19 protein-coding genes and 1 pseudogene are annotated in these 18,026 nt (G+C 76.1%); 12 read left to right on the plus strand and 8 right to left on the minus strand.

The features are described from left to right. The first annotated feature begins 133 nt into the window (after window positions 1-133). The 3 genes from ACFY61_RS27115 (at window position 134) to ACFY61_RS27125 (ending at window position 1,629) form a co-directional block, all read left to right on the plus strand. Window positions 134-607 (plus strand): diadenosine tetraphosphate hydrolase, encoded by a 474-nt coding sequence (locus tag ACFY61_RS27115; RefSeq protein WP_389476046.1) that lies wholly within the window; start codon window positions 134-136, stop codon window positions 605-607. A gap of 67 nt (window positions 608-674) precedes the next feature. After that, window positions 675-1,073, plus strand: coding sequence for a DUF1992 domain-containing protein (locus tag ACFY61_RS27120; protein WP_389476048.1), 399 nt, complete (start codon window positions 675-677; stop codon window positions 1,071-1,073). 43 nt (window positions 1,074-1,116) lie between these two features. Further along, complete coding sequence (locus ACFY61_RS27125; RefSeq protein WP_389476050.1) at window positions 1,117-1,629, plus strand: DUF664 domain-containing protein; 513 nt, start codon at window positions 1,117-1,119, stop codon at window positions 1,627-1,629. Between the two features lie 41 nt (window positions 1,630-1,670). On the opposite strand, the gene ACFY61_RS27130 is transcribed toward ACFY61_RS27125, so the two are convergent. Beyond that, window positions 1,671-2,231, minus strand: a complete 561-nt coding sequence (locus ACFY61_RS27130) for a hypothetical protein (protein ID WP_389476052.1) — start codon at window positions 2,229-2,231, stop codon at window positions 1,671-1,673. A gap of 82 nt (window positions 2,232-2,313) precedes the next feature. Beyond that, on the minus strand, window positions 2,314-2,811 hold the full coding sequence (locus ACFY61_RS27135) for a hypothetical protein (protein ID WP_389476054.1): 498 nt from the start codon (window positions 2,809-2,811) through the stop codon (window positions 2,314-2,316). Between the two features lie 146 nt (window positions 2,812-2,957). On the opposite strand from ACFY61_RS27135, the gene ACFY61_RS27140 reads away from it, so the two are divergent. After that, on the plus strand, window positions 2,958-3,950 hold the full coding sequence (locus ACFY61_RS27140) for a hypothetical protein (RefSeq protein ID WP_389476056.1): 993 nt from the start codon (window positions 2,958-2,960) through the stop codon (window positions 3,948-3,950). Between the two features lie 116 nt (window positions 3,951-4,066). Then, complete coding sequence (locus ACFY61_RS27145) at window positions 4,067-4,465, plus strand: peptidase inhibitor family I36 protein (RefSeq protein WP_389476058.1); 399 nt, start codon at window positions 4,067-4,069, stop codon at window positions 4,463-4,465. 46 nt (window positions 4,466-4,511) lie between these two features. Here the strand turns inward: ACFY61_RS27145 and ACFY61_RS27150 are convergent, their stop codons facing one another. Together ACFY61_RS27150 and ACFY61_RS27155 are read right to left on the minus strand one after the other, a co-directional pair. Further along, entirely contained in the window at window positions 4,512-4,919 is a 408-nt protein-coding gene (locus ACFY61_RS27150) for a hypothetical protein (RefSeq protein ID WP_389476060.1), read from the minus strand. A 479-nt stretch (window positions 4,920-5,398) separates the two neighbouring features. Continuing rightward, window positions 5,399-5,560 (minus strand): annotated as a pseudogene (locus ACFY61_RS27155) (MerR family DNA-binding transcriptional regulator); the annotation flags it as partial. 160 nt (window positions 5,561-5,720) lie between these two features. On the opposite strand from ACFY61_RS27155, the gene ACFY61_RS27160 reads away from it, so the two are divergent. Next, window positions 5,721-6,506, plus strand: a complete 786-nt coding sequence (locus tag ACFY61_RS27160; RefSeq protein WP_389476062.1) for an alpha/beta fold hydrolase — start codon at window positions 5,721-5,723, stop codon at window positions 6,504-6,506. A gap of 164 nt (window positions 6,507-6,670) precedes the next feature. Continuing rightward, window positions 6,671-8,527, plus strand: a complete 1,857-nt coding sequence (locus ACFY61_RS27165) for a glycoside hydrolase family 15 protein (protein WP_389476064.1) — start codon at window positions 6,671-6,673, stop codon at window positions 8,525-8,527. 10 nt (window positions 8,528-8,537) lie between these two features. Here the strand turns inward: ACFY61_RS27165 and ACFY61_RS27170 are convergent, their stop codons facing one another. Beyond that, a complete protein-coding gene (locus ACFY61_RS27170) occupies window positions 8,538-9,548 on the minus strand; it encodes a glutathione S-transferase family protein (RefSeq protein ID WP_389476066.1) in 1,011 nt (336 codons plus the stop codon). Between the two features lie 112 nt (window positions 9,549-9,660). Here ACFY61_RS27170 and ACFY61_RS27175 point away from each other — a divergent pair, with 112 nt between their 5' ends. Both ACFY61_RS27175 and ACFY61_RS27180 read left to right on the plus strand, forming a co-directional pair. Continuing rightward, a complete protein-coding gene (locus ACFY61_RS27175; protein ID WP_389476068.1) occupies window positions 9,661-10,569 on the plus strand; it encodes a S41 family peptidase in 909 nt (302 codons plus the stop codon). Window positions 10,570-10,663: 94 nt separating this feature from the next. Then, window positions 10,664-10,936, plus strand: a complete 273-nt coding sequence (locus tag ACFY61_RS27180) for a hypothetical protein (RefSeq protein WP_389476070.1) — start codon at window positions 10,664-10,666, stop codon at window positions 10,934-10,936. A gap of 114 nt (window positions 10,937-11,050) precedes the next feature. Here ACFY61_RS27180 and ACFY61_RS27185 read toward each other — a convergent pair whose 3' ends face one another. From ACFY61_RS27185 to ACFY61_RS27195, 3 genes are all read right to left on the minus strand, one after another. Continuing rightward, on the minus strand, window positions 11,051-12,118 hold the full coding sequence (locus ACFY61_RS27185; RefSeq protein ID WP_389476072.1) for a hypothetical protein: 1,068 nt from the start codon (window positions 12,116-12,118) through the stop codon (window positions 11,051-11,053). A gap of 152 nt (window positions 12,119-12,270) precedes the next feature. Further along, a complete protein-coding gene (locus ACFY61_RS27190) occupies window positions 12,271-12,966 on the minus strand; it encodes a beta-glucanase (RefSeq protein ID WP_389476074.1) in 696 nt (231 codons plus the stop codon). Between the two features lie 80 nt (window positions 12,967-13,046). Continuing rightward, the gene (locus ACFY61_RS27195; protein WP_389476076.1) at window positions 13,047-14,144 is read right to left on the minus strand and encodes an ArsR/SmtB family transcription factor; all 1,098 of its coding nucleotides are present in this window, start codon (window positions 14,142-14,144) and stop codon (window positions 13,047-13,049) included. 103 nt (window positions 14,145-14,247) lie between these two features. Here ACFY61_RS27195 and ACFY61_RS27200 point away from each other — a divergent pair, with 103 nt between their 5' ends. From ACFY61_RS27200 to ACFY61_RS27210, 3 genes are all read left to right on the plus strand, one after another. Next, window positions 14,248-15,537 carry an MFS transporter gene (locus ACFY61_RS27200; RefSeq protein ID WP_389476078.1) on the plus strand — a complete coding sequence of 430 codons (1,290 nt, stop codon included), beginning with the start codon at window positions 14,248-14,250 and terminating at the stop codon, window positions 15,535-15,537. Window positions 15,538-15,577: 40 nt separating this feature from the next. Beyond that, window positions 15,578-16,060: a hypothetical protein gene (locus ACFY61_RS27205; RefSeq protein ID WP_389476080.1), complete on the plus strand. Its 483-nt coding sequence runs from the start codon at window positions 15,578-15,580 to the stop codon at window positions 16,058-16,060. Window positions 16,061-16,317: 257 nt separating this feature from the next. Beyond that, window positions 16,318-17,973, plus strand: coding sequence for an ABC-F family ATP-binding cassette domain-containing protein (locus ACFY61_RS27210; protein WP_389476082.1), 1,656 nt, complete (start codon window positions 16,318-16,320; stop codon window positions 17,971-17,973). Window positions 17,974-18,026 lie beyond the last annotated feature (53 nt).

The following is an 18,026-nucleotide window of genomic DNA, read 5'->3' on the forward strand; positions in this document are numbered from 1 at the left end:
AAACCACCCGGGAACGGGTTTGAGCCGGCGGCGAGGCGGAACGTCCCCCACGGACGCCACTGAGCTGCCCGAACCGTCCTCCCGCTGCGCCGTCCGGGTGAGGCCGGTGATCGTTTCCGCGTACGATCACGCCATGGACGACGACTGGCGTGACGACCGGATCGGCAGCGCCCTCAAGGGCCGGAACCCCGCGGTGATGCGGCGGCTGCGCGCCGGCTTCGCGGTGATCGGGGACGTGCAGTTCCTGCCCGGGTACTCCGTGCTCCTGACCGACGACCCCGCGGCGCAGCGCCTCTCCGACCTGCCGCGGGACCGCCGTACCGCCTTCCTGGCCGACATGGACCGGCTCGGCGAGGCGGTGGAACGGGCCTGCCGGCAGGCCGATCCGGCCTTCCGGCGGGTGAACCTGGAGATCCTCGGCAACACCGACGGCTTCCTGCACGCCCACGTGTGGCCGCGGTTCGACTGGGAGCCCGCCGACCTGGTGCGCCTCCCGGTCTGGCTGTACCCCCGCGACCACTGGACCGACCCGCGGCACGCCCTCGGCCCGCGCCACGACGCCCTGCGGGACGCGATCGGCGGGGAACTGGACCGGCTCGCCGGCTGACCGGCCCCCGGCGGCGCGCCTTCCGCGGGCCGTGCCGTACGGACCGGCCCCGCCGTAGGCTGGACGCATGACCGAGCGCAAACCGCCGGGCGTCGGCTTCGAGTCGTTCGTGGACCGGCAGATCCGTGAGGCCCAGGAGCGGGGGGACTTCGCGGAGCTGGCCGGCTTCGGCAAGCCCCTCGCCGACGACACCGCGCCCTACGACGAGCTGTGGTGGATCCGCGGCAAGCTGCACCGCGAGGGCGTCGCCGTGCTGCCGCCCGCGCTGGCGCTGCGCAAGGAGGCCGAGGACGCGGTCCGGGCGGTGGCCGGGGCGCGCACCGAGGCCCGGGTGCGGGAGATCCTCGCCGGGGTCAACGAGAAGATCGCCGCGGCACTCCGGCGGCCGCCTCCGGGCCCCCCGCTGGCGCTGAAGCCGTTCGACGTGGACGCCATGGTCGCCGAGTGGCGCGGGACCCACGGCTGAGGCCCACTGGGACGAGGACGCCGCCGGGACCGAGGAGACGCGCATGAACCCCGCCGACCTGCTGATCGATGCCTTCGGCCGGGTGCGGGAGGTCGTGCACGAGGCCGTCGCAGGACTGCCCGCGGCCCGGCTGGCGGCCCGCGTCGACCCTGGGGCCAACTCGATCGCCTGGCTGGTCTGGCACCTCACCCGCATCCAGGACGACCACGTCGCCGACGTCGCCGGCCGCGAACAGGCCTGGACCGAACAGGGCTGGGCGGCCCGCTTCGGGCTCCCCTTCGCCGAGGGCGCGACCGGGTACGGCCACACGGACGACGAGGTCGCCGCCGTCCGGGCGCCGGCCGAACTCCTGCTCGGCTACCACGACGCCGTCCACGCCCGGAGCGTGGAGTTCCTCGAGGGGGTGACCGGGGAGGACCTCGACCGGGTCGTCGACGAGGCCTGGTCCCCGCCGGTCACCCTCGGCGTGCGCCTGGTCAGCGTGATCGCCGACGACCTGCAGCACGCGGGCCAGGCGGCGTTCGTCCGCGGAACGCTGGACCGCCGCCCCGACTAGGGCGGCCCCGGGCGGCCCGGCCGCGCGCGCCCGGCCCGGGTCTACACGGGGCAGGGGCGGTACACCAGGCTCAGTTCGCGGTCGACGGCGTGACTGGTCCGCATCGACGCGGCGGTGACCTTCTCCCAGGAGCCGTACTTGACGTACAGCTGGTCCGCGGTCGGGCCCAGCGGGTTCCCGTACTTCTCCGTGTTCCGCTGCTCCAGGACGCGCACCTCCTCCCGGGTCATGCCCGCCCGGGTGATCTCCTTGGCCTGGTTGCGCATGTCGACGAGCTCCCTGGCGATCTCCTCTTCGGTCGCGCCGGCCCGCCGCATGTCGGCCTCCGTGCGGTGCATGTCCTCCAGCAGCCCGTGGTACCGCATCCGGGTCCGCTGGGCCTCGACCTTCTGGTCCATCGGCATGACGCGGATCCGGCACACCACGGGGTCGGTACTGGGGCAGGCCTCGTCGGCGGGACGCGGCCGTTCGAGCGGGGCGGTGATCAGCGAGCCGCAGGACTCGAAGGCGTCGGCGGCGGCGGGGCCGGCGGTGGTGAGCAGGGCGACGGCGGCCACGAGGGGGACGAGTCCACGGCGCAGCGGCGGAAGGAGAGCGGGCATGCCCGCAAACCTGGCGGACCCGCCCGTGGGCCCGCACGCTGACACACCGGTGACCGCTCCCGATCCCCCGATGGTGGAACGGTCAGTCGTCGGCGAGCTGGAGGGCCATCGCGTAGTGCTCGCCGTCCGTCCCCGCGATCAGGCTGTCGAACAGCGGGGTGAGGCCGTTGACCGCGCCGCACGCCACGTCGTGGTTGGTCCACCAGCTGCCGTCCGGGCCGAGCAGGTCCACCGCCCGGGCCGCCGCGCGGAGGGCGACGTCCGCGGGCAGGTGGCGGTGGTCCGGCCAGACGAGGTCGACCGCGGCCACGCCGGCCAGGAACGCGGCGGCCTCGTGCGTCTCCACCGGTTCCAGGGCGGCGGTGAGCCGGGGGACGGCCGGCGGCACGTAGCCGGGCAGGAAGCGGCTCCAGGCCCCGTCCGCGGCGGCCGTGGCGAGCAGGGTGCGGATCCCGGCCGCCAGGTCCGGCAGGTCCGGCTCCGGTGCGGCGAAACGGCCGGCCGCCACGTACACCCGTGTGGGTGTGGACAGCTCCGCCATGCACACCTCCAGCTCGGCCAGGACCCCCGTCGACTTCACGAAAGGATTCTGCATCACCACCGGTGACCGATCTTCACTCGTCCAGGTGAGGAAGGGACGTTTCCGCGATCGCTCCCCGCATTTCCGAACGGGCCTCGGGCATTCCGATGGGTGTTCCCGCCCGACGAACCCGAGAGTGAGCAGCGGTGCCCCGAACCGGCCCGAACGAAGCAGGCCCGAAGGACGCGGCCCCGGAGACGGGGCGGGCGGCCGGCCCGTCGCCGCGACGGGCCCGGGGCAGGGCCCCGCTCGCGGCCGGATTCGCCCTGCTGCCGGCCGTCCTCCTCGCCGCCGCGGGCTGCGCGGCCGACGCGGCGCCCGCCCGCCCCGCCGCCCCGCTCCTCCCGCTCGCCGCGGCGGAGGAACGCGTCCTCGCCCGGGCCGAGCAGGTCCTGATCGCGCGCTGCCTGCACCGCCGCGGCTTCGCCTACGTCGCGCACGTGCCCCAGGACGCAGCACCGGCGCGCAGGTTCCCGTACGTCATCGACGACCCCGCCTGGGCGCGCGCGCACGGCTTCGGCACGGACCGGCAGCGCCGGATCGCCGCGCTCAAGGCCGCCGACCCCAACGAACGCTACTTCCGCGGGCTGCCGCCCCGGCGGCGGCAGGCCGCGCTGGCCGCCCTGCACGGGCCGCGCCCCGTGGGGCTTTCGGCGCGCGTCCCCGGCGGCGGGGTGGCCACGGCCAGTGACGAGGGCTGCACCGCCGAGGCACAGCGCGGCCTGTACGGGGACCTGCCGGGCTGGTTCACCGCCAAGCTCACCGTCGCCAACCTGACGCCCCTCTACGTGCCGAGGGTGCGCGAGGACCCCCGCTACCGGCGGGCCGAGGCGGCCTGGGGGCGGTGCATGGCCGCCCGCGGGCACCGCCACGCGACCCCCGACGAACTGCGCCGGGCCCTCCCGCGCCTGGTGCACGGCCTTCCCGCCGGCCCCGCCCGCGCCGAGGAGACCCGCCTCGCGGTCGCCGAGGCGGACTGCGCCCGGAGCAGCGGCCTGGGCGCCACCGCCACCGCCCTCGACCGGGAGTACGGCGCCGGGGTCCGCCACCGCTACCGCGCCGCCATCGTCACCGAGCTGCGGCTGCAACGCGCCGCGCTCCCCACGGCCCGCCGGATCCTTTCCGGCGAACCGGCCTGACCGGCCGGCCACGGCCGCCGAACAGGACCGAACAGGAACCGACGCCGGGCAGTCCTGCCTCCGGCGTCCTCTGCCGCCGCCCGGAGCGGCGTACCACGAAGGGAAAACGACACACCGTGCACAAGCTGAAGACGGCCCTCGCGGCCTCCGCCCTCGCCCTGACCGCGGCCCTCGGGGCCACCGTGCCCGCCACCGCCACCCCCGCCGCCGCCCCCGCCGCCATGGCGGACGGACACGTGTACGTCTGGGAGCACACCGGCGCCGGCGGCGCGAGCTGCAAGTGGTCCGGCGACGACAGCGACTACCGCTACAACACCGGCTGCGGGAACATGAACGACCGGGTCTCCTCCGCCAGCAACAGCGGTTACGCGGGTGCCTACGAGGACGTGCTCTTCTACGAGAACATCGACCGGCGGGGATCCTTCGTCTGCCTTCCCAACGGCGTCTACTGGCAGAGCATGCCGGGCGGCTGGAACGACCGGGTCTCCTCCCACAGCTGGGGCAGCGCCTGCTGAGGGCCGCTGCCGACCCCGCCGGACCGGCCCCCGGTCCGGCGGCCGTTCAGCCCGCGCCGCCACCCCGCGGTGCCGGGCCCGAGGACGCGGCGAGGGCGGCCAGCAGCCAGGCGTGGGAGGCACCGAGCGTCGGGCCGGAGCCGGGACCCGGGCCGGAGCCGGACCCCGAGCCGGACCCCGAGACGGAGCCGGAGCCCGAGTGCGATCCGGGGGTGAACGGTGTGCCGCCGAGCTCGGCCGCCCAGGTCCAGTAGTCGCCCATCCGGGGGTCGCTCGCCGCCGCCAGCCGCCGGTGCAGGGCCTGCCGGAAGCCCGGCGAGTCGTCCAGGCGGTGCGACCGCGCGTACGCCGCCACGAACGTGTCCAGCGCGGCGCCCGGCCCGGGCCGCTTCCGCTCCGCGAGCTCCCCGGCGGCCATCCCGTACGCCTCGCCCAGCGTCTCGTACAGGGCCACGGGTCCGGACAGTCCGAGTCGATTCCCGCCGCCCGCGCCGCCCTCCGTTCACGGCCGCGCACCTCGGCCGCGAACGCCCGGCCGGACACCAGCGCGTGCAGCCGGGCGTGCAGCAGCACCTGGCGGGGCGTCGGGTCGGCGGGCGGGACCGGGGTCGCGGCCAGCGCGACGGCCCCGGCCACCCGGGCCGGCAGCCGAGGCGGCAGCACCCGCCGCCAGAACGCCACGATCCCCTCCGACTGGCCCGGGGGCTCGGGCACCGCCGCCAGCAGCCGCAACGCGGCGTCGTCGTGCCCGCTCCCGCGCAGCGCGAGCAGCGCCGCCCGCCGCCACCGCAGTCGCTCCAGCTCCGACTCCAGCACCCCCAGCCGCCCCTCCACCGCGTCGGCCAGCGGCAGCGCCCCGGCGGCCGCCTCGCCCGCCACCGGCAGCGGCAGACCCAGCGCGCGCAGCGCCCGCAGGGTCCGCAGCCGCTCCAGGGCGGGCTCGCCGTAACGCCGGTGGCCGCCCGCGCTGCGGGTGACCCCGGGCAGCAGCCCCCGTTCGGTGTAGTACCGCACGGTGCGGACCGTCAGTCCCGTGCGGGCGGCCGCCTCCCCGATGCCCCAGGGGCCCCGCGCGCGTCCGGCGTGTTCGTCCATGTCCGCCCCCCGCCGTCGAATCTCCCCCTGCGTCAGTTCCTAAGGTACGTCCGCCGCGAGCAACGCCCTCCGGTCCTCCGCTCCTCCGGTCCTCCGGCACGGACGGTGCCCGAGGCGCGCGCGGCCCACGACGTATCAGGCGCACGGAAGGGAAACCGGCATGGCGGACTTCGTACTGGTGGCGGGCGGTTGGCTGGGCGGCTGGGCCTGGCGGGAGGTCGCGGCGGAGCTGACCGCGCGGGGCCACCGCGCCGTCCCGGTCACCCTCACGGGTCTGGGGGACCGGCGCCACCTCGCCACCCCCGCGACGGGCCTGGCGACGCACGTGGAGGACCTGGTGCAGGTGCTGGACCACGAGGGCTGCACGGACGCGGTCCTCGTCGGGCACAGTTACGCGATCTTCCCCGTGGTGGGCGCCGCGGACCGGCGGCCGGGCGCCGTCGGCCGGATCGTCTACCTCGACACGGGCGTGCCGCAGGACGGGGACACCGTCGAGGGCGCGTTCATGGACGACGCGCGCCGCACCGCCGTCCGCGAGCTGGTCGACGGTGAGGGAGGCGGCCACTCCTTCCCGCTGCCGCCGGCCGACCGGCTGGCGGAGTGGGGGAGCCTGTCGGGTCTTGACGGGCCGGCCCTGGACCGGATGCGCCGGCTGGCCGCGCCGCACCCCTACGCCTGCTTCACCGAACCGCTGCGGCTGACCGGCGCGGTGTGGTCGCTGCCCGGCACCGGCGTCTTCTGCACCGACAACGGCGTCACCCTGGCGACGGTCGAGGCGCTGTACCGGTCCGGGGACCCCCGCCTGGCGGGGATGGCCGACGCCCGCGTCACCTTCTTCGAGCTGGCGACCGGCCACTACCCGATGCTGTCCGAGCCCGGGCGGCTGGCCGGCGTCCTCGCCGAAGCGGCCGCCGGCGGCGGCCGTCGCCTCGCCACCGGCGGCTGAACGAGGGCGGGCCGGGCGTCCGGCGCCGGCGGGCCCGTCGGAGGACGCCCGTACGGAGCAACGCCGATGGACGGCGCGGCCGGCCGGGACGAAGGTACACAGGACGGGCCTCCACCGTCCGGCCGGGCCGGCCGCCGGCCGCCGCACCCCGCCGAGGAGGACCCATGCGCCGCAGCTACCCGCCGATCGCCGAGCACGGTCTGATCGGCGACCTGCAGACCTGCGCGCTGGTCTCCTCCGACGGGGTCCTCGACTGGTTCTGCGCGCCCCGCTTCGACTCGCCCAGCGTCTTCGCCGCCCTCCTGGACGACGAACGGGGCGGCCACTTCTCGGTCACCGCCGACGCCCCCGACGTCACCACCCGCCAGCTCTACCTGGCCGACACCGCCGTCCTCATCACCCGGTTCCTCACCCCCGGCGGCGTGGGGGAGGTCGTCGACTTCATGCCCGTCGACGCCCCCCGCACCCCCACCACCCGGCACCGCATCGTCCGTTTCCTGCGGACCGTGCGCGGCACCGTCCGCTTCACCGCCGAGTGCCGGCCGCGTTTCGACTACGGCCGCGCCGCGCACCGGCTCACCCTCGACGGCGCCACCGCCCGCTTCGACGCACCCGGGACCGGCGCGCACCTGCACGCGCTGGGTCCGCTGCCGCTGGAGGCCGACGGGGAGGACGTACGCGCCACCGTCACCCTGAACGCCGGGGAACACGCCGGCCTGGTCCTGACGTTCGGCGGTATCGGCCCGGACGCCGGGGAAGCGCCGCCGACCATGGCCGGTGCCTGGCAGGAGTTCACCGCCGTGTGCCGGTTCTGGCACGGCTGGCTCGCCCGCTGCACCTACCGCGGTCGCTGGCAGCAGACCGTCAACCGCTCCGCGATCACCCTGAAGCTGCTCACCTACGCGCCCACCGGCGCGCCGATCGCCGCCGCCACCATGGCGCTGCCCGAGCAGGAGGGCGGCGAACGGAACTGGGACTACCGTTACACCTGGGTCCGCGACGCCTCCCTGTCGGTGCGGGCCATGCGCGACATCGGTTTCACCGAGGAGGCGGAGGCCTTCCGCGAGTGGCTCGGGCACCGGGTCCACGCCGGCCGCGCCCCCAACGGGGAGCCCCTGCAGATCATGTACCGCGTCGACGGGGACCCGTACCTCACCGAGGAGGTCCTCGGGCACCTGCGCGGCTGGCGCGGCTCGGCCCCGGTCCGGGCCGGCAACGGCGCCGCGGACCAGCTCCAGCTGGACATCTACGGGGAGGCCGTCCACGGCCTCGCCCAGACGGGCCGGGCCGGCCGGGTCATCGGCCACGACGCGTGGCAGGGCTTCGCCGCGCTGGTGGACTGGCTCTGCGAGAACTGGGACCGTCCCGACGAGGGCATCTGGGAGACCCGCGGCGGACGCCAGGACTTCACCTACAGCCGCCTGATGTGCTGGGTCGCCCTCGACCGCGCCATCCGCCAGGCCACCGCCCTCGGCCGCCCCGCCGACCTCGCCCGCTGGACCGCCGCCCGAGACGCCGTCTACCGGCAGGTCATGGAGCGGGGCTGGAGCCACGACCGCCGCGCGTTCGTCCAGCACTACGGCAGCACCGTCCTCGACGCCTCGCTGCTGCTGATGCCCCTGGTCGGCTTCGTCACGCCCGAGGACCCGCGCTGGCTCGCCACCCTGGACGCCATCGACGCCGAACTCGTCGCCGACAGCCTGGTCCACCGCTACGACCCCGCGGCCTCCCCGGACGGACTGCGCGGTCGTGAAGGCACGTTCTCGTTCTGCAGCTTCCTCTACGTGCACGCCCTCGCCGGGGCCGGACGCGTCGAACAGGCCCGCTACGCCTTCGACAAGATGCTCACCTACGCCAACCACGTCGGCCTGTTCGCCGAGGAGATCGGCCCCACCGGTGAGCAGCTCGGCAACTTCCCGCAGGCCTTCACCCACCTCGCCCTGATCACCGCGGCCCTGGCGCTGGACGAGGCCCTGGACGCGGCGCGCGCCCGCCGGATCCGGGAGGACGGCCCGGCCTGAGCACCGGCGCTCACCCGCCCAGCGGGGTGTGCGCGGCGGGCACGGTCTCGTCCGCCGCCACCGGCCCCGGCGGGGTCCCGTCACCGAACGGCCGCCCGCCCAGCTCCGCGCGGTCGTGCGGTTCGAGCCAGCCCGAGAGGTCCGGGCCGGCCGGGACGATCCCGGTCGGGTTGATGTCGTCGTGGACCGTGTAGTAGTGCCGTTTGATGTGGTCGAAGTCGACGGTGTCGCCGAAGCCGGGCGTCTGGAACAGGTCCCGCGCGTACGCCCACAGCACCGGCGTCTCCGCCAGTTTGCGCCGGTTGCACTTGAAGTGGCCGTGGTAGACGGCGTCGAACCGGACGAGCGTGGTGAACAGCCGCACGTCCGCCTCCGTGATGGTGTCGCCGACGAGGTACCGGGACCGCTCCAGGTGCCGTGCCAGTGCGTCGAGGCGGGCGAAGAGGCTCTCGTAGGCGCGGGCGTACGCCTCCTGGGACCCGGCGAAACCGGCACGGTAGACACCGTTGTTGACGTCCCGGTAGACCTCGGCGTTCACCTCGTCGATGCGGGACCTCAGCGCGGGCGGGTAGAGCTCGGGCGCCCCCTCGCGGTGGTGCGCCCTCCACTCCACGGACAGGTCCAGCGTGATCTGCGCGAAGTCGTTCGTCACGACCCGCCCCGTCGGCACGTCCACCACCGCCGGCACCGTGATGCCCCGGTCGTAGGCGGGGTCCCGGGCCAGGTACGCCTCGCGCAGCCGCTCGATGCCCAGTACCGGGTCGCGCCCGCCCGGGTCGAGGTCGAAGGTCCAGCTGCGGTCGTCGTGCACCGGCCCGGCCACCGCCATCGGCAGCACCCGCTCCAGCCCCAGGAGCCGCCGTACGATCACCGCCCGGCTCGCCCACGGGCAGGCCCGGCTCACCACGAGCCGGTAGCGGCCCGGCTCCACGGGGAAGCCGTCCCGTCCGTCCGCGGTGATCCGGGTGGTCAGGTACCGGTCGTCGCGCGCGTACTCCCGGCCGGCGGAGACATAACTCATGCCGCGCGCCTACCCGGCACCGGCCGACGGCGAACGCCGTACCGGACCGCAGGCCCGTGCCGCCGGAAAACCCCTCGTGAACGGGGGTGGATCCGGCCTACTATCCCGCTTCGTGCTCACCAACGAACAGATCATCGGACAGGCCCTGGACCGCATCCGGGCAGGGTACGTCTTCCCCGAGAAGGCCATGGAGCTCGACGCCGCGATCCGGCGCCGGGCCGCGGCGGGGGAGTACGACGCACTCGACGGCCCGGCCCTCTGCGAGACGGTCACCGCGCACTTCCAGGAGGTGTGCCCGGACAAGCACCTGCGGCTGCTGTGGTCCGACCGGCCGCAGTCACTGGAGCCGCAGGACCAGGACGAGGGCCGCGCCGCCTTCGCCGCGCTCCTCAGGACCGAGAACCAGGGCGTCCGCCGCGTCGAGCGGCTGGACGGCGGCATCGGCCTGATCGACCTGACGCGCATCGCCACCGCCGACGGCGGCGCCGCGGCGATCGGCGCGGCCATGCAGCTGGTCGCCCACAGCCCCGCCCTCGTCCTCGACCTGCGCGATTGCCTCGGCGGATCGCCCGAGGGGGCCGCGATGTGGTGCAGCTACTTCTTCACGGACGACCAGGTCCACCTCAACGACATGCACGAGCGGGCCAACGGCGAGACCCGCCAGTTCTGGACCCTCCCGTACCTCCCCGGCCCGCGCTACCCGGACCGGCCCGTGTACGTGCTCACCAGCGCGACCACCTTCTCCGGCGGCGAGGACGTGGCGTACACCCTCCAGGCCCACGGCCGGGCCGTCGTCGTCGGGGAGACCACGCGCGGCGGGGCGCACCCGACGGCCCGCCACCCGGTCACCGAGCACGTCCTGGTGACCGTGCCGGCCGCCCGGGCCGTCAACGCGGTCACCGGCACCAACTGGGAAGGCGTCGGCGTGCAGCCCGACGTGGCCGTGCCCGGGGACCGGGCGCTGGAGGTGGCGCTCAAGGCGGCGCTGGAGCACCTCGGCGCCGACGCGCGGCCGGCGTAGGGAGGCGGGCGGGGAAGCGGGCGCCCGTTCGGGTGCGGTGCTCCGTGGGGGTGTCGCACCGTCACGCGGCCCGACGTTGATCGTTTGCCCCTGCATGACGGATCTCATGGTGCAGGTACCGGCCGACTGGCTCGCCCGCGTGTTCCTCTCGCTCCGGCGCGGCGGCTCCGACGACGCCCAGGCGCTGGCCGGCGAACTCCGGCCGTTCACGGAGCAGCCCGGCCAGCGCGTGCCGGTGCCCAGAGCGACGCTCCTGCGCACCGGACTCGCGCTGCGGGACGAGTCGGAGCGCGCCGCGGAACAGGAACGCCGCCGCAGGCTGTCCGAGGACGCCGACTACCTGGCGAAGGTGGGCCTGGCGCAGTAGCCGGCGGGCGGTGAGGGCGCGCGAGGACCCCGGGCCGTCGTTGACGGCCCGGGGTCCCGGGTGTCGCGCGCCGTGCACGGGGTCAGCCGGGCAGGGCCCGCCGCCGTGCCCGGCTCACTCGGCGGCGGCCCGCCGCCTCACCGCGAGCCGCGGCGGGGCCGCGGCGAGCACGGCCGCGGCCGCGGCGCACAGCACCACCGTCACGTCCGCTCCGGGGACGGTCTCCCCGAGGCAGCCGGTGAGGGCGTCGAACCGGGCCGCACGCGCCAGCAGGTGGAGCACCACGACCACGGCGGCGCCGAGGGCGGCCTGCCGCCACACCACCGCGGAGTCGCGCACCGCCACCAGCAGGCCGAGCAGCAGGCACACGGCCCCGCCGAGCACCACGACCAGGTGGCCGGGTGCGGCCGAGGCCAGGGCCTGCGGTTCCGCGGGCAGCTGCAGGCCGGCTACGGCGAGCAGCGCCAGGACCAGCGGCCACCGCAACGCCCGCCGCCAGACCGCCGGCGTACGCGCGGCGTCCCGGGGCGCGTCGGTGCGACGCCCCCAATCGGGGGCACCGGCCTCGGCGGCAGCGGCGCGGCCGCCCCGGACCGCCGTACGCGGGTCAGGCCGTCCGGCCCGGTCGGGCGGGGCCGCGGCCGGCGGCTGCGGAGCCCGCACCGCCCAGCCCGGGCGGTTCCCGGTGCCGTCTTCGGGCCCTGCCACGGCCACGGCGTCCGCCGGCGTGGGGGCCGGGGGGCCGGCCGCGGGTTCCGCCGGTGCTCCGGGCTCCGTCCAGGGGTCGGGACCGGGCACCGGTTCCCCGGGTGCCCGGGCCGCGCGGCCGCTGATCAGCAGGGCGACGTCCTCGATGGGGCGCTCGGCGGCGAGCGCCCGCAGGGCGATCTCCACCTCCGCCGTCTGCAAGGGGGAGTTCCCCAGCAGGCCGATCAGTTCCTCGACCTCGTGGACGGGCCTGGCCACGGCGGCGGTCCGCAGGGCCTGGTGGACGAGTTCGGGGTGGTCTTCCGTCTTGTTCAGCAGTGCCACCAGGGTGGTGACCTGCTCCAGCGGGCGGTAGGTGGCCACCTGCGTCAGCAGGGTGTCCATGGGGTCCGTACTCGTCCCGCCGGTGGTGAGGGGGTCGGGGAGCCCGCGGCCGTCGGTTCCTGGGGCCGCGGGCGTGATTGTTTCGTTCATGAGATGCTCCGTTCGCCGACGCCGGGTCTGCCTGGTGCGTCGGTCGCAGTGCGCTACGGGAAGCGCACTGTTTGTAACAATATGGGGCGATTTCGGGCTACGCCATCCGGCGCGGTCCAAAGAGGGCCCCGCCCCTCCCCACCGCCCGCCCCTCAGGGGCGCCGCACCCGCAGATGGGCCACCTCGTACGACATCTCCGTCACCTCCGGCTCCGGGGCCGGGTGGTAACGCCCCGCGCAGACCGAGAGGTTGACGATCAGGTACGCGTGCCAGTGCCGCCCCACGCCGCGCCGGTCGGCGAACACCGCCGCCCCGTTCACCCGCCACGCGACCGAGCGGGCGCCGAACTCCACCTCCAGGTCCACCCACTCGCCCGGCCGGACCGCCGCCGCGTCCCGGTGGTAGTGCGACCCGCCCCGCACGTGGTTCGACAGCTCCAGCAGGTCGGGGTTGTCCGGGTGGTACTCGAAGACGTCGATCTCCTGGTCGCCGTCCCGCCAGGTCCACACCGCGGGCCAGGCGCCCAGCTCCACGGGCAGCCTCACCCGGGTCTCCAGTACGTCGCCGGTGCGCACCATGAACCCCTCCTCGCTGCCCTCGGTGGTCAGCAGGCCGGCGTCCCAGTAGCCGTCGGCGCGGCGGGTCGCCCTGAAGACGCCGCCGCGGCTGTAGGCGGGGTCCGCCACCAGGTGGTCGAGCTTGTTGTCACGCGGGTTGACCGGACCGCCGTCCGGATAGGCCCAGGACCGCCCCGCCACCCACTGGCGGGTCGATGTGAAGTCCGCGGTGAACACCACGGGCGCGGCGGGTCGCCGGCCGCGCAGCCGGGCGAACAGGTCGATCAGCACCTCGGTCGTCCCTCCCTTCGGAAGCCCCCCTTCCGATTCCTGCCCGGGTGCGACCCGAATGCCCCTGGTGTGACGTGGAGTTATGGGATCGTCACTCCCTGTTCGGGTGGCCCGTCGAACGCCTCCCCGCGCCCCACCGCCGCGAGCCGGTCACCGAGGGGGCTGCGGCCGTACAGCACCCGCCGCCCCTGCCTGGCCCGGGTCACCAGCCCCGCCGCGTGCAGCACCCTCAGGTGCTGGGAGACGGCGCTCGGCGTGACCCGCAGACGGCGGGCGAGCTCCACCGTGGCCAGCGGCTCCGCCAGCATGCCCAGCAGCCGCGCCCGGGCCGCCCCCAGGAGCGGCACCAGCGCCGCCCCCGCGTCCGCCCCCGGCCCCGGCCCTGCCCCCGGCCCCGGCCCCGGCCCCGCCGGGCCGGCCCCCGCGCCGGGCTCCCACAGGGTGGCCACCCCGCGACTGGGATAGAGCAGCCAGGGGAGCTCCTCGGGCCCCACCGGAGGCGCGCAACGGTGCGCGAACACGCTGGGCACGAGCAGCAGTCCGCGCCCGCACGCCCGCGTGTGGTAGCCGTCGCCGATGGTCCGGTGGACGCGCAGGACGCCCCGCGCCCCCTCGTCCTCCCACTCCAGCTGCGGGTGCATGTCCGCGAACAGCAGCCGCGCCCCGCCCCGGGCCAACTGCCGCGCGCGGTACGTCATATCGGCCTCGGCCACCAGCCGTATCCGCGGCCAGGCCGGCCTCACCGCCAACTCCCAGTACCGCTGGAGGAGTTCACAGATGCCGTCGCGGAGCGCGAGGACCGGCGCGTCCTCGGGCCCGGCCGCCGCGCGCAACGGCTCCGGCAGCGGGTCCGGGGCGTGCGCGGCCAGCACGTCCCGCCGGACCAGACCGGCCGGGGTGCGTCGGACCCGGTCGAGCTCCTCCTCGAAGGCCGGCTCGAACCCGTCGGGCCGCGGCGTCAGGAAGTCCGGGACCGTCAGCCGTACCGCGACCAGGGACAGCAGCAGCCCGGTGTCCAGACCCCCGAGCCGGCCCAGCACGGACCGGCGCCACGGCAGGTGCAGCGCCGACACCCCGGGGTCGCGCAACACCCTCAGGCTCAGCACCGTCTCGCCCAGCGGCGAGAGCGCGAACCGGGTGTGCGCCAGATCGCCGACGCCGAGCTCGAAGCTGATCATTAAGCCGTACGCTACATCAATTGGCAGGCCCCGCCCGGTGCCGTGGACTGCTCTCCATGACGCCCCACACCCCCGACGCGCCCGCACCCGCCGGCACGGCCCGATGAGCCGCCGACTGGTGCTGCTCCTCGCCGTGACCTGTGCCGTGGCCGTGGGCAACCTCTACTTCCCGCAGGCCGTCCTCCCCCTGATCGCCACCGGCCTCGGCGTGTCCGCCGAGTCCGCCTCCCTGGTCGTGACCGCCACGCAGATCGGCTACACCGCCGGCATGGTGCTGCTGGTTCCCCTCGGCGACCGGTTCCGGCACCGCTCGCTGCTCGTCGCGGTGCTCGGCCTCTCCGGCCTGGCCCTGCTCGGCGCCGGCCTCGCCCCCGCCCTCCCCCCGCTCGTCGCCGCCGGCGCCCTGACGGGGCTGACGACGGTGGCCGCCCAGGTCATCGGCCCCATGGCGGCCGGCCTGGCGGCACCCGACCGCCGCGGGGCCGTCCTCGGCACCCTGCTGAGCGGCTCCACCGGCGGCATGCTGCTGGCCCGCACGTTCGGCGGCACCCTCGGCGAACAGCTCGGCTGGCGCGCCCCCTACCTGGTCGCCTCGGCCGTCACGCTCCTGCTCGCGGTGGTCGTCGCCCTCGCGGCGCCCGTCACCACCCCGACGGCCGCCCGCCGGCCGTACGGCGAACTGCTGGCCGAGCCGGTACGGCTGCTGCGCGCCGAACCGGAACTGCGCCGCTCGTGCCTCTACCAGGCCGCCGTCTTCGCCGGGTTCTCGGCCTTCTGGACCAGCCTCGCCCTCCTGCTGACCGGCCCGGCCTACCGTCTGGGCGCCGAGGCCGTGGGACTGGTCGCCCTCGTCGGCGCGGCCAGCATGCTGTGCACCCCGGCCGCCGGGCGGCTGGTCGACCGCCACGGGCCCGGCCGCGTCAACACCGTCTCCCTGACCGGCGTCCTCCTCGCCGCCGCGGTCATGACGGCGGGCGGAGCCGGCGGTGCGTCGGGCATGGTCGCGCTGGCCGCCGGCGCCCTGCTGCTGGACGTCGCCATGCAGTCCGGCTCGGTGGCCAACCAGGCCCGCGTCTACGCGCTGCGCCCGGACGCCCGCAGCCGCCTCAACACCGCCTACATGACCTGCGCCTACCTGGGCGGCACCGCCGGTTCCTGGCTCGGCGTGCACGCCCTCACCCGGTTCGGCTGGCCGGCGGTCTCTACCGTGGTCGCCCTCCTCGCGGCCACCGCCCTGGTACGCCACCTCACCCCGCGGCGCCACCACGGAACGGCCCCCGGGCACCCGGCGCCCGTCTCCGCCCCGGCCACCGCTACCCCGGCCGCCGCCGGCCCCACCGCCGCGGCGCCGGCCGCGCCCGCTCCGGTCGTGCGATCTCGCCGGGGGGCATAGCGTCGATAGGGAAGCCGACGACGAGAAACGGGAGGGCGCCGTGGAGGACCACGCGGGCCGTACTGCGGAGGGCACGGAACGCGCCGGCGGGCGCCGGCGCCGCATCTCCACCGCGGTGACCCTGGCCGCCGCCCTTCTCGCCGCCGCCCTGGCCCCGGCCTCCGCCACCGTGCGGGCACCCGGCGACGACGTCGTACTCGTCGACTGCGCCTCCGAGCCGCAGGTGCGCCCCGAGGACTTCATCCTCGCCTGCGGGGACGGCAACAACCGCCTGGTGGACCTCCGCTGGACCAGCTGGGGCCCGCAGGGGGCGACCGCCACCGGCACCGACATGGTGAACGACTGCGTGCCCTACTGCGCGGCCGGCACCTTCCGCGCCCACCCGGTCCGGGTCACCGTCAGCGACCCCCGCCCCTGGCCGGGTGACGACGGGCTGCGGCACTTCACCCGGATCCGGATGGTCTTCACCGGCACCCCGCCCGCGCCCCTCCCGCAGGACGTCAGCTACGACCTCTGGGACTGACCTCCCGGGCGCGCGGCGCCCACCCGGCCGTCCCTCCTCCGCCCGGTCCCGCCCGGTCCCGCCGGGCGGGAAATTCCGGACGGCCCGGACCACTCCCGCACTAGCATGAGCGCCATGGCACGAGGCATCTGGTCGCAGAGGACCCGCTCCGCCCGCTGACGGCGGCGCCCCTCCCTGCTGAATCCGCGCTCGCCGTCCCGGTCCGCCGGGCGGCCACCTCCCGCTGCCCGGCTCCACTGCGAGCTGCGGAGCACCCGTTGAACACCACTCCCTCCCACCGTTCCCTTCACCTGCCCACCGCCGGCGCGGGCGGCGCCGGACACGTCCGCGCCGAGGGCGTCACCGTCACCCTCGGGTCCCGGCGCGTCCTGGACGAGGTCTCGGTCACCGTCTCAGCCGGTACGAGGACCGCCGTCGTCGGCGAGAACGGCCGGGGCAAGACCACCCTGCTGCGCGTCCTGGCCGGGCTCCTCACCCCCGACCGCGGCACCGTGCACCGGGCCGGAACCATCGGCCTGGCCCGCCAGGAGCTGCCCGCCCGCACCGGGCAGACCGTCGGCACCCTGACCGCCGAGGCACTCGCCGCCTCCCTCACGGCCCTCGCCGCCCTGGACGCGGCCACCCTCGCCCTGGCCGCCGGCGACCCCGGCGCCGGCGACCGCTACGCCACCGCCCTCGACACCGCCACCCGGCTCGACGCGTGGGACGCCGAACGACGCGTCGACATCGCCCTCGGAGCCCTCGGAGCCTGCACCGACCGCGACCGCCCGCTGGACACGCTCTCCGTGGGACAGCGCTACCGCGTCCGGCTCGCCTGCCTGCTCGGCGCGCGGCACGACGTCCTGCTGCTCGACGAGCCGACCAACCACCTCGACGCCGACGGGCTGGCCTTCCTCACCCGCCGGCTGCGCGAGCACGACGGCGGCCTCGCCGTGGTCAGCCACGACCGGGCGCTGCTGCGCGACGTCGCGGACCGCTTCCTCGACCTCGACCCCACCCGCGACGGGCGGCCGCGCCTGTACGCGGGCGGCTACCCGGCCTGGCAGGACGCCCGGAGCCGGGAACGCGAACGCTGGGAGCAGGACCACGAGGAGCGGCGGGCCGAGCACCGCCGCCTGCAGGACGCCGTCTCCCGGGCCCGCGACCGGCTCAGCACGGGCTGGCGGCCGGCCAAGGGCACCGGCAGGCACCAGCGCCAGTCCCGCGCCCCCGGCGTCGTACGGGCCCTGGGCCGGCAGCAGGAAGCGCTCGACGCGCACCGGCTCGACGTGCCGGAACCGCCGCCCGGGCTGCGGTGGCCCGACCCGGCCCTCCGCCCCGGCACCCCGCAGCTGCGGGCGTACGGCGTCGCCGTGGCCGGCCGGCTGGCCGGCCCGCTCGACCTCAGACTCGACGGCGGCGACAGGCTGCTCGTCACCGGGCCGAACGGAGCCGGGAAGTCCACCCTGCTCGCCGTGCTGGCGGGTGCGCTGGAGCCGACACACGGCGACGTGAGGGCGGCCGAGGGCGCGCGGATCGTCCGGGTCTCCCAGGAGACCGCCGACCACGACCCGGCGCTCACCGCCCGCGAGGCGCACGCCCGCCACCTCGGGCGCCTGGTGGCCCGCGGGGTCCTGGGCGAGCAGGACGCCGTCCCCCTGGCCGCGCTCGGACTGCTGGACCCGGAGGCGGCGGGCACACCGGTCGGCCGGCTGTCCGAGGGCCAGCGGCGGCGCCTCGACCTGGCGCTCGCCCTCGCCGCGCGGCCCGGGCTGGTCCTGCTCGACGAGCCGACCAACCACCTGTCGCCGGCCCTGGTCGACGAACTCACCGAAGCGGTACGCGCCACCAGCGCCGCCGTCGTCGTCGCGACCCACGACCGGGAACTTCTCCGGGACCTGGCGGACTGGCCGCGGCTGACCTGCGGCACGTGAGCGCGGGCCGCTGACCCGGGCCGCCGGCGGGGTGACGTCCGGCGGCGGCCCGC

Source organism: Streptomyces sp. NPDC012888, assembly GCF_042900645.1.
Lineage (GTDB): Bacteria > Actinomycetota > Actinomycetes > Streptomycetales > Streptomycetaceae > Streptomyces.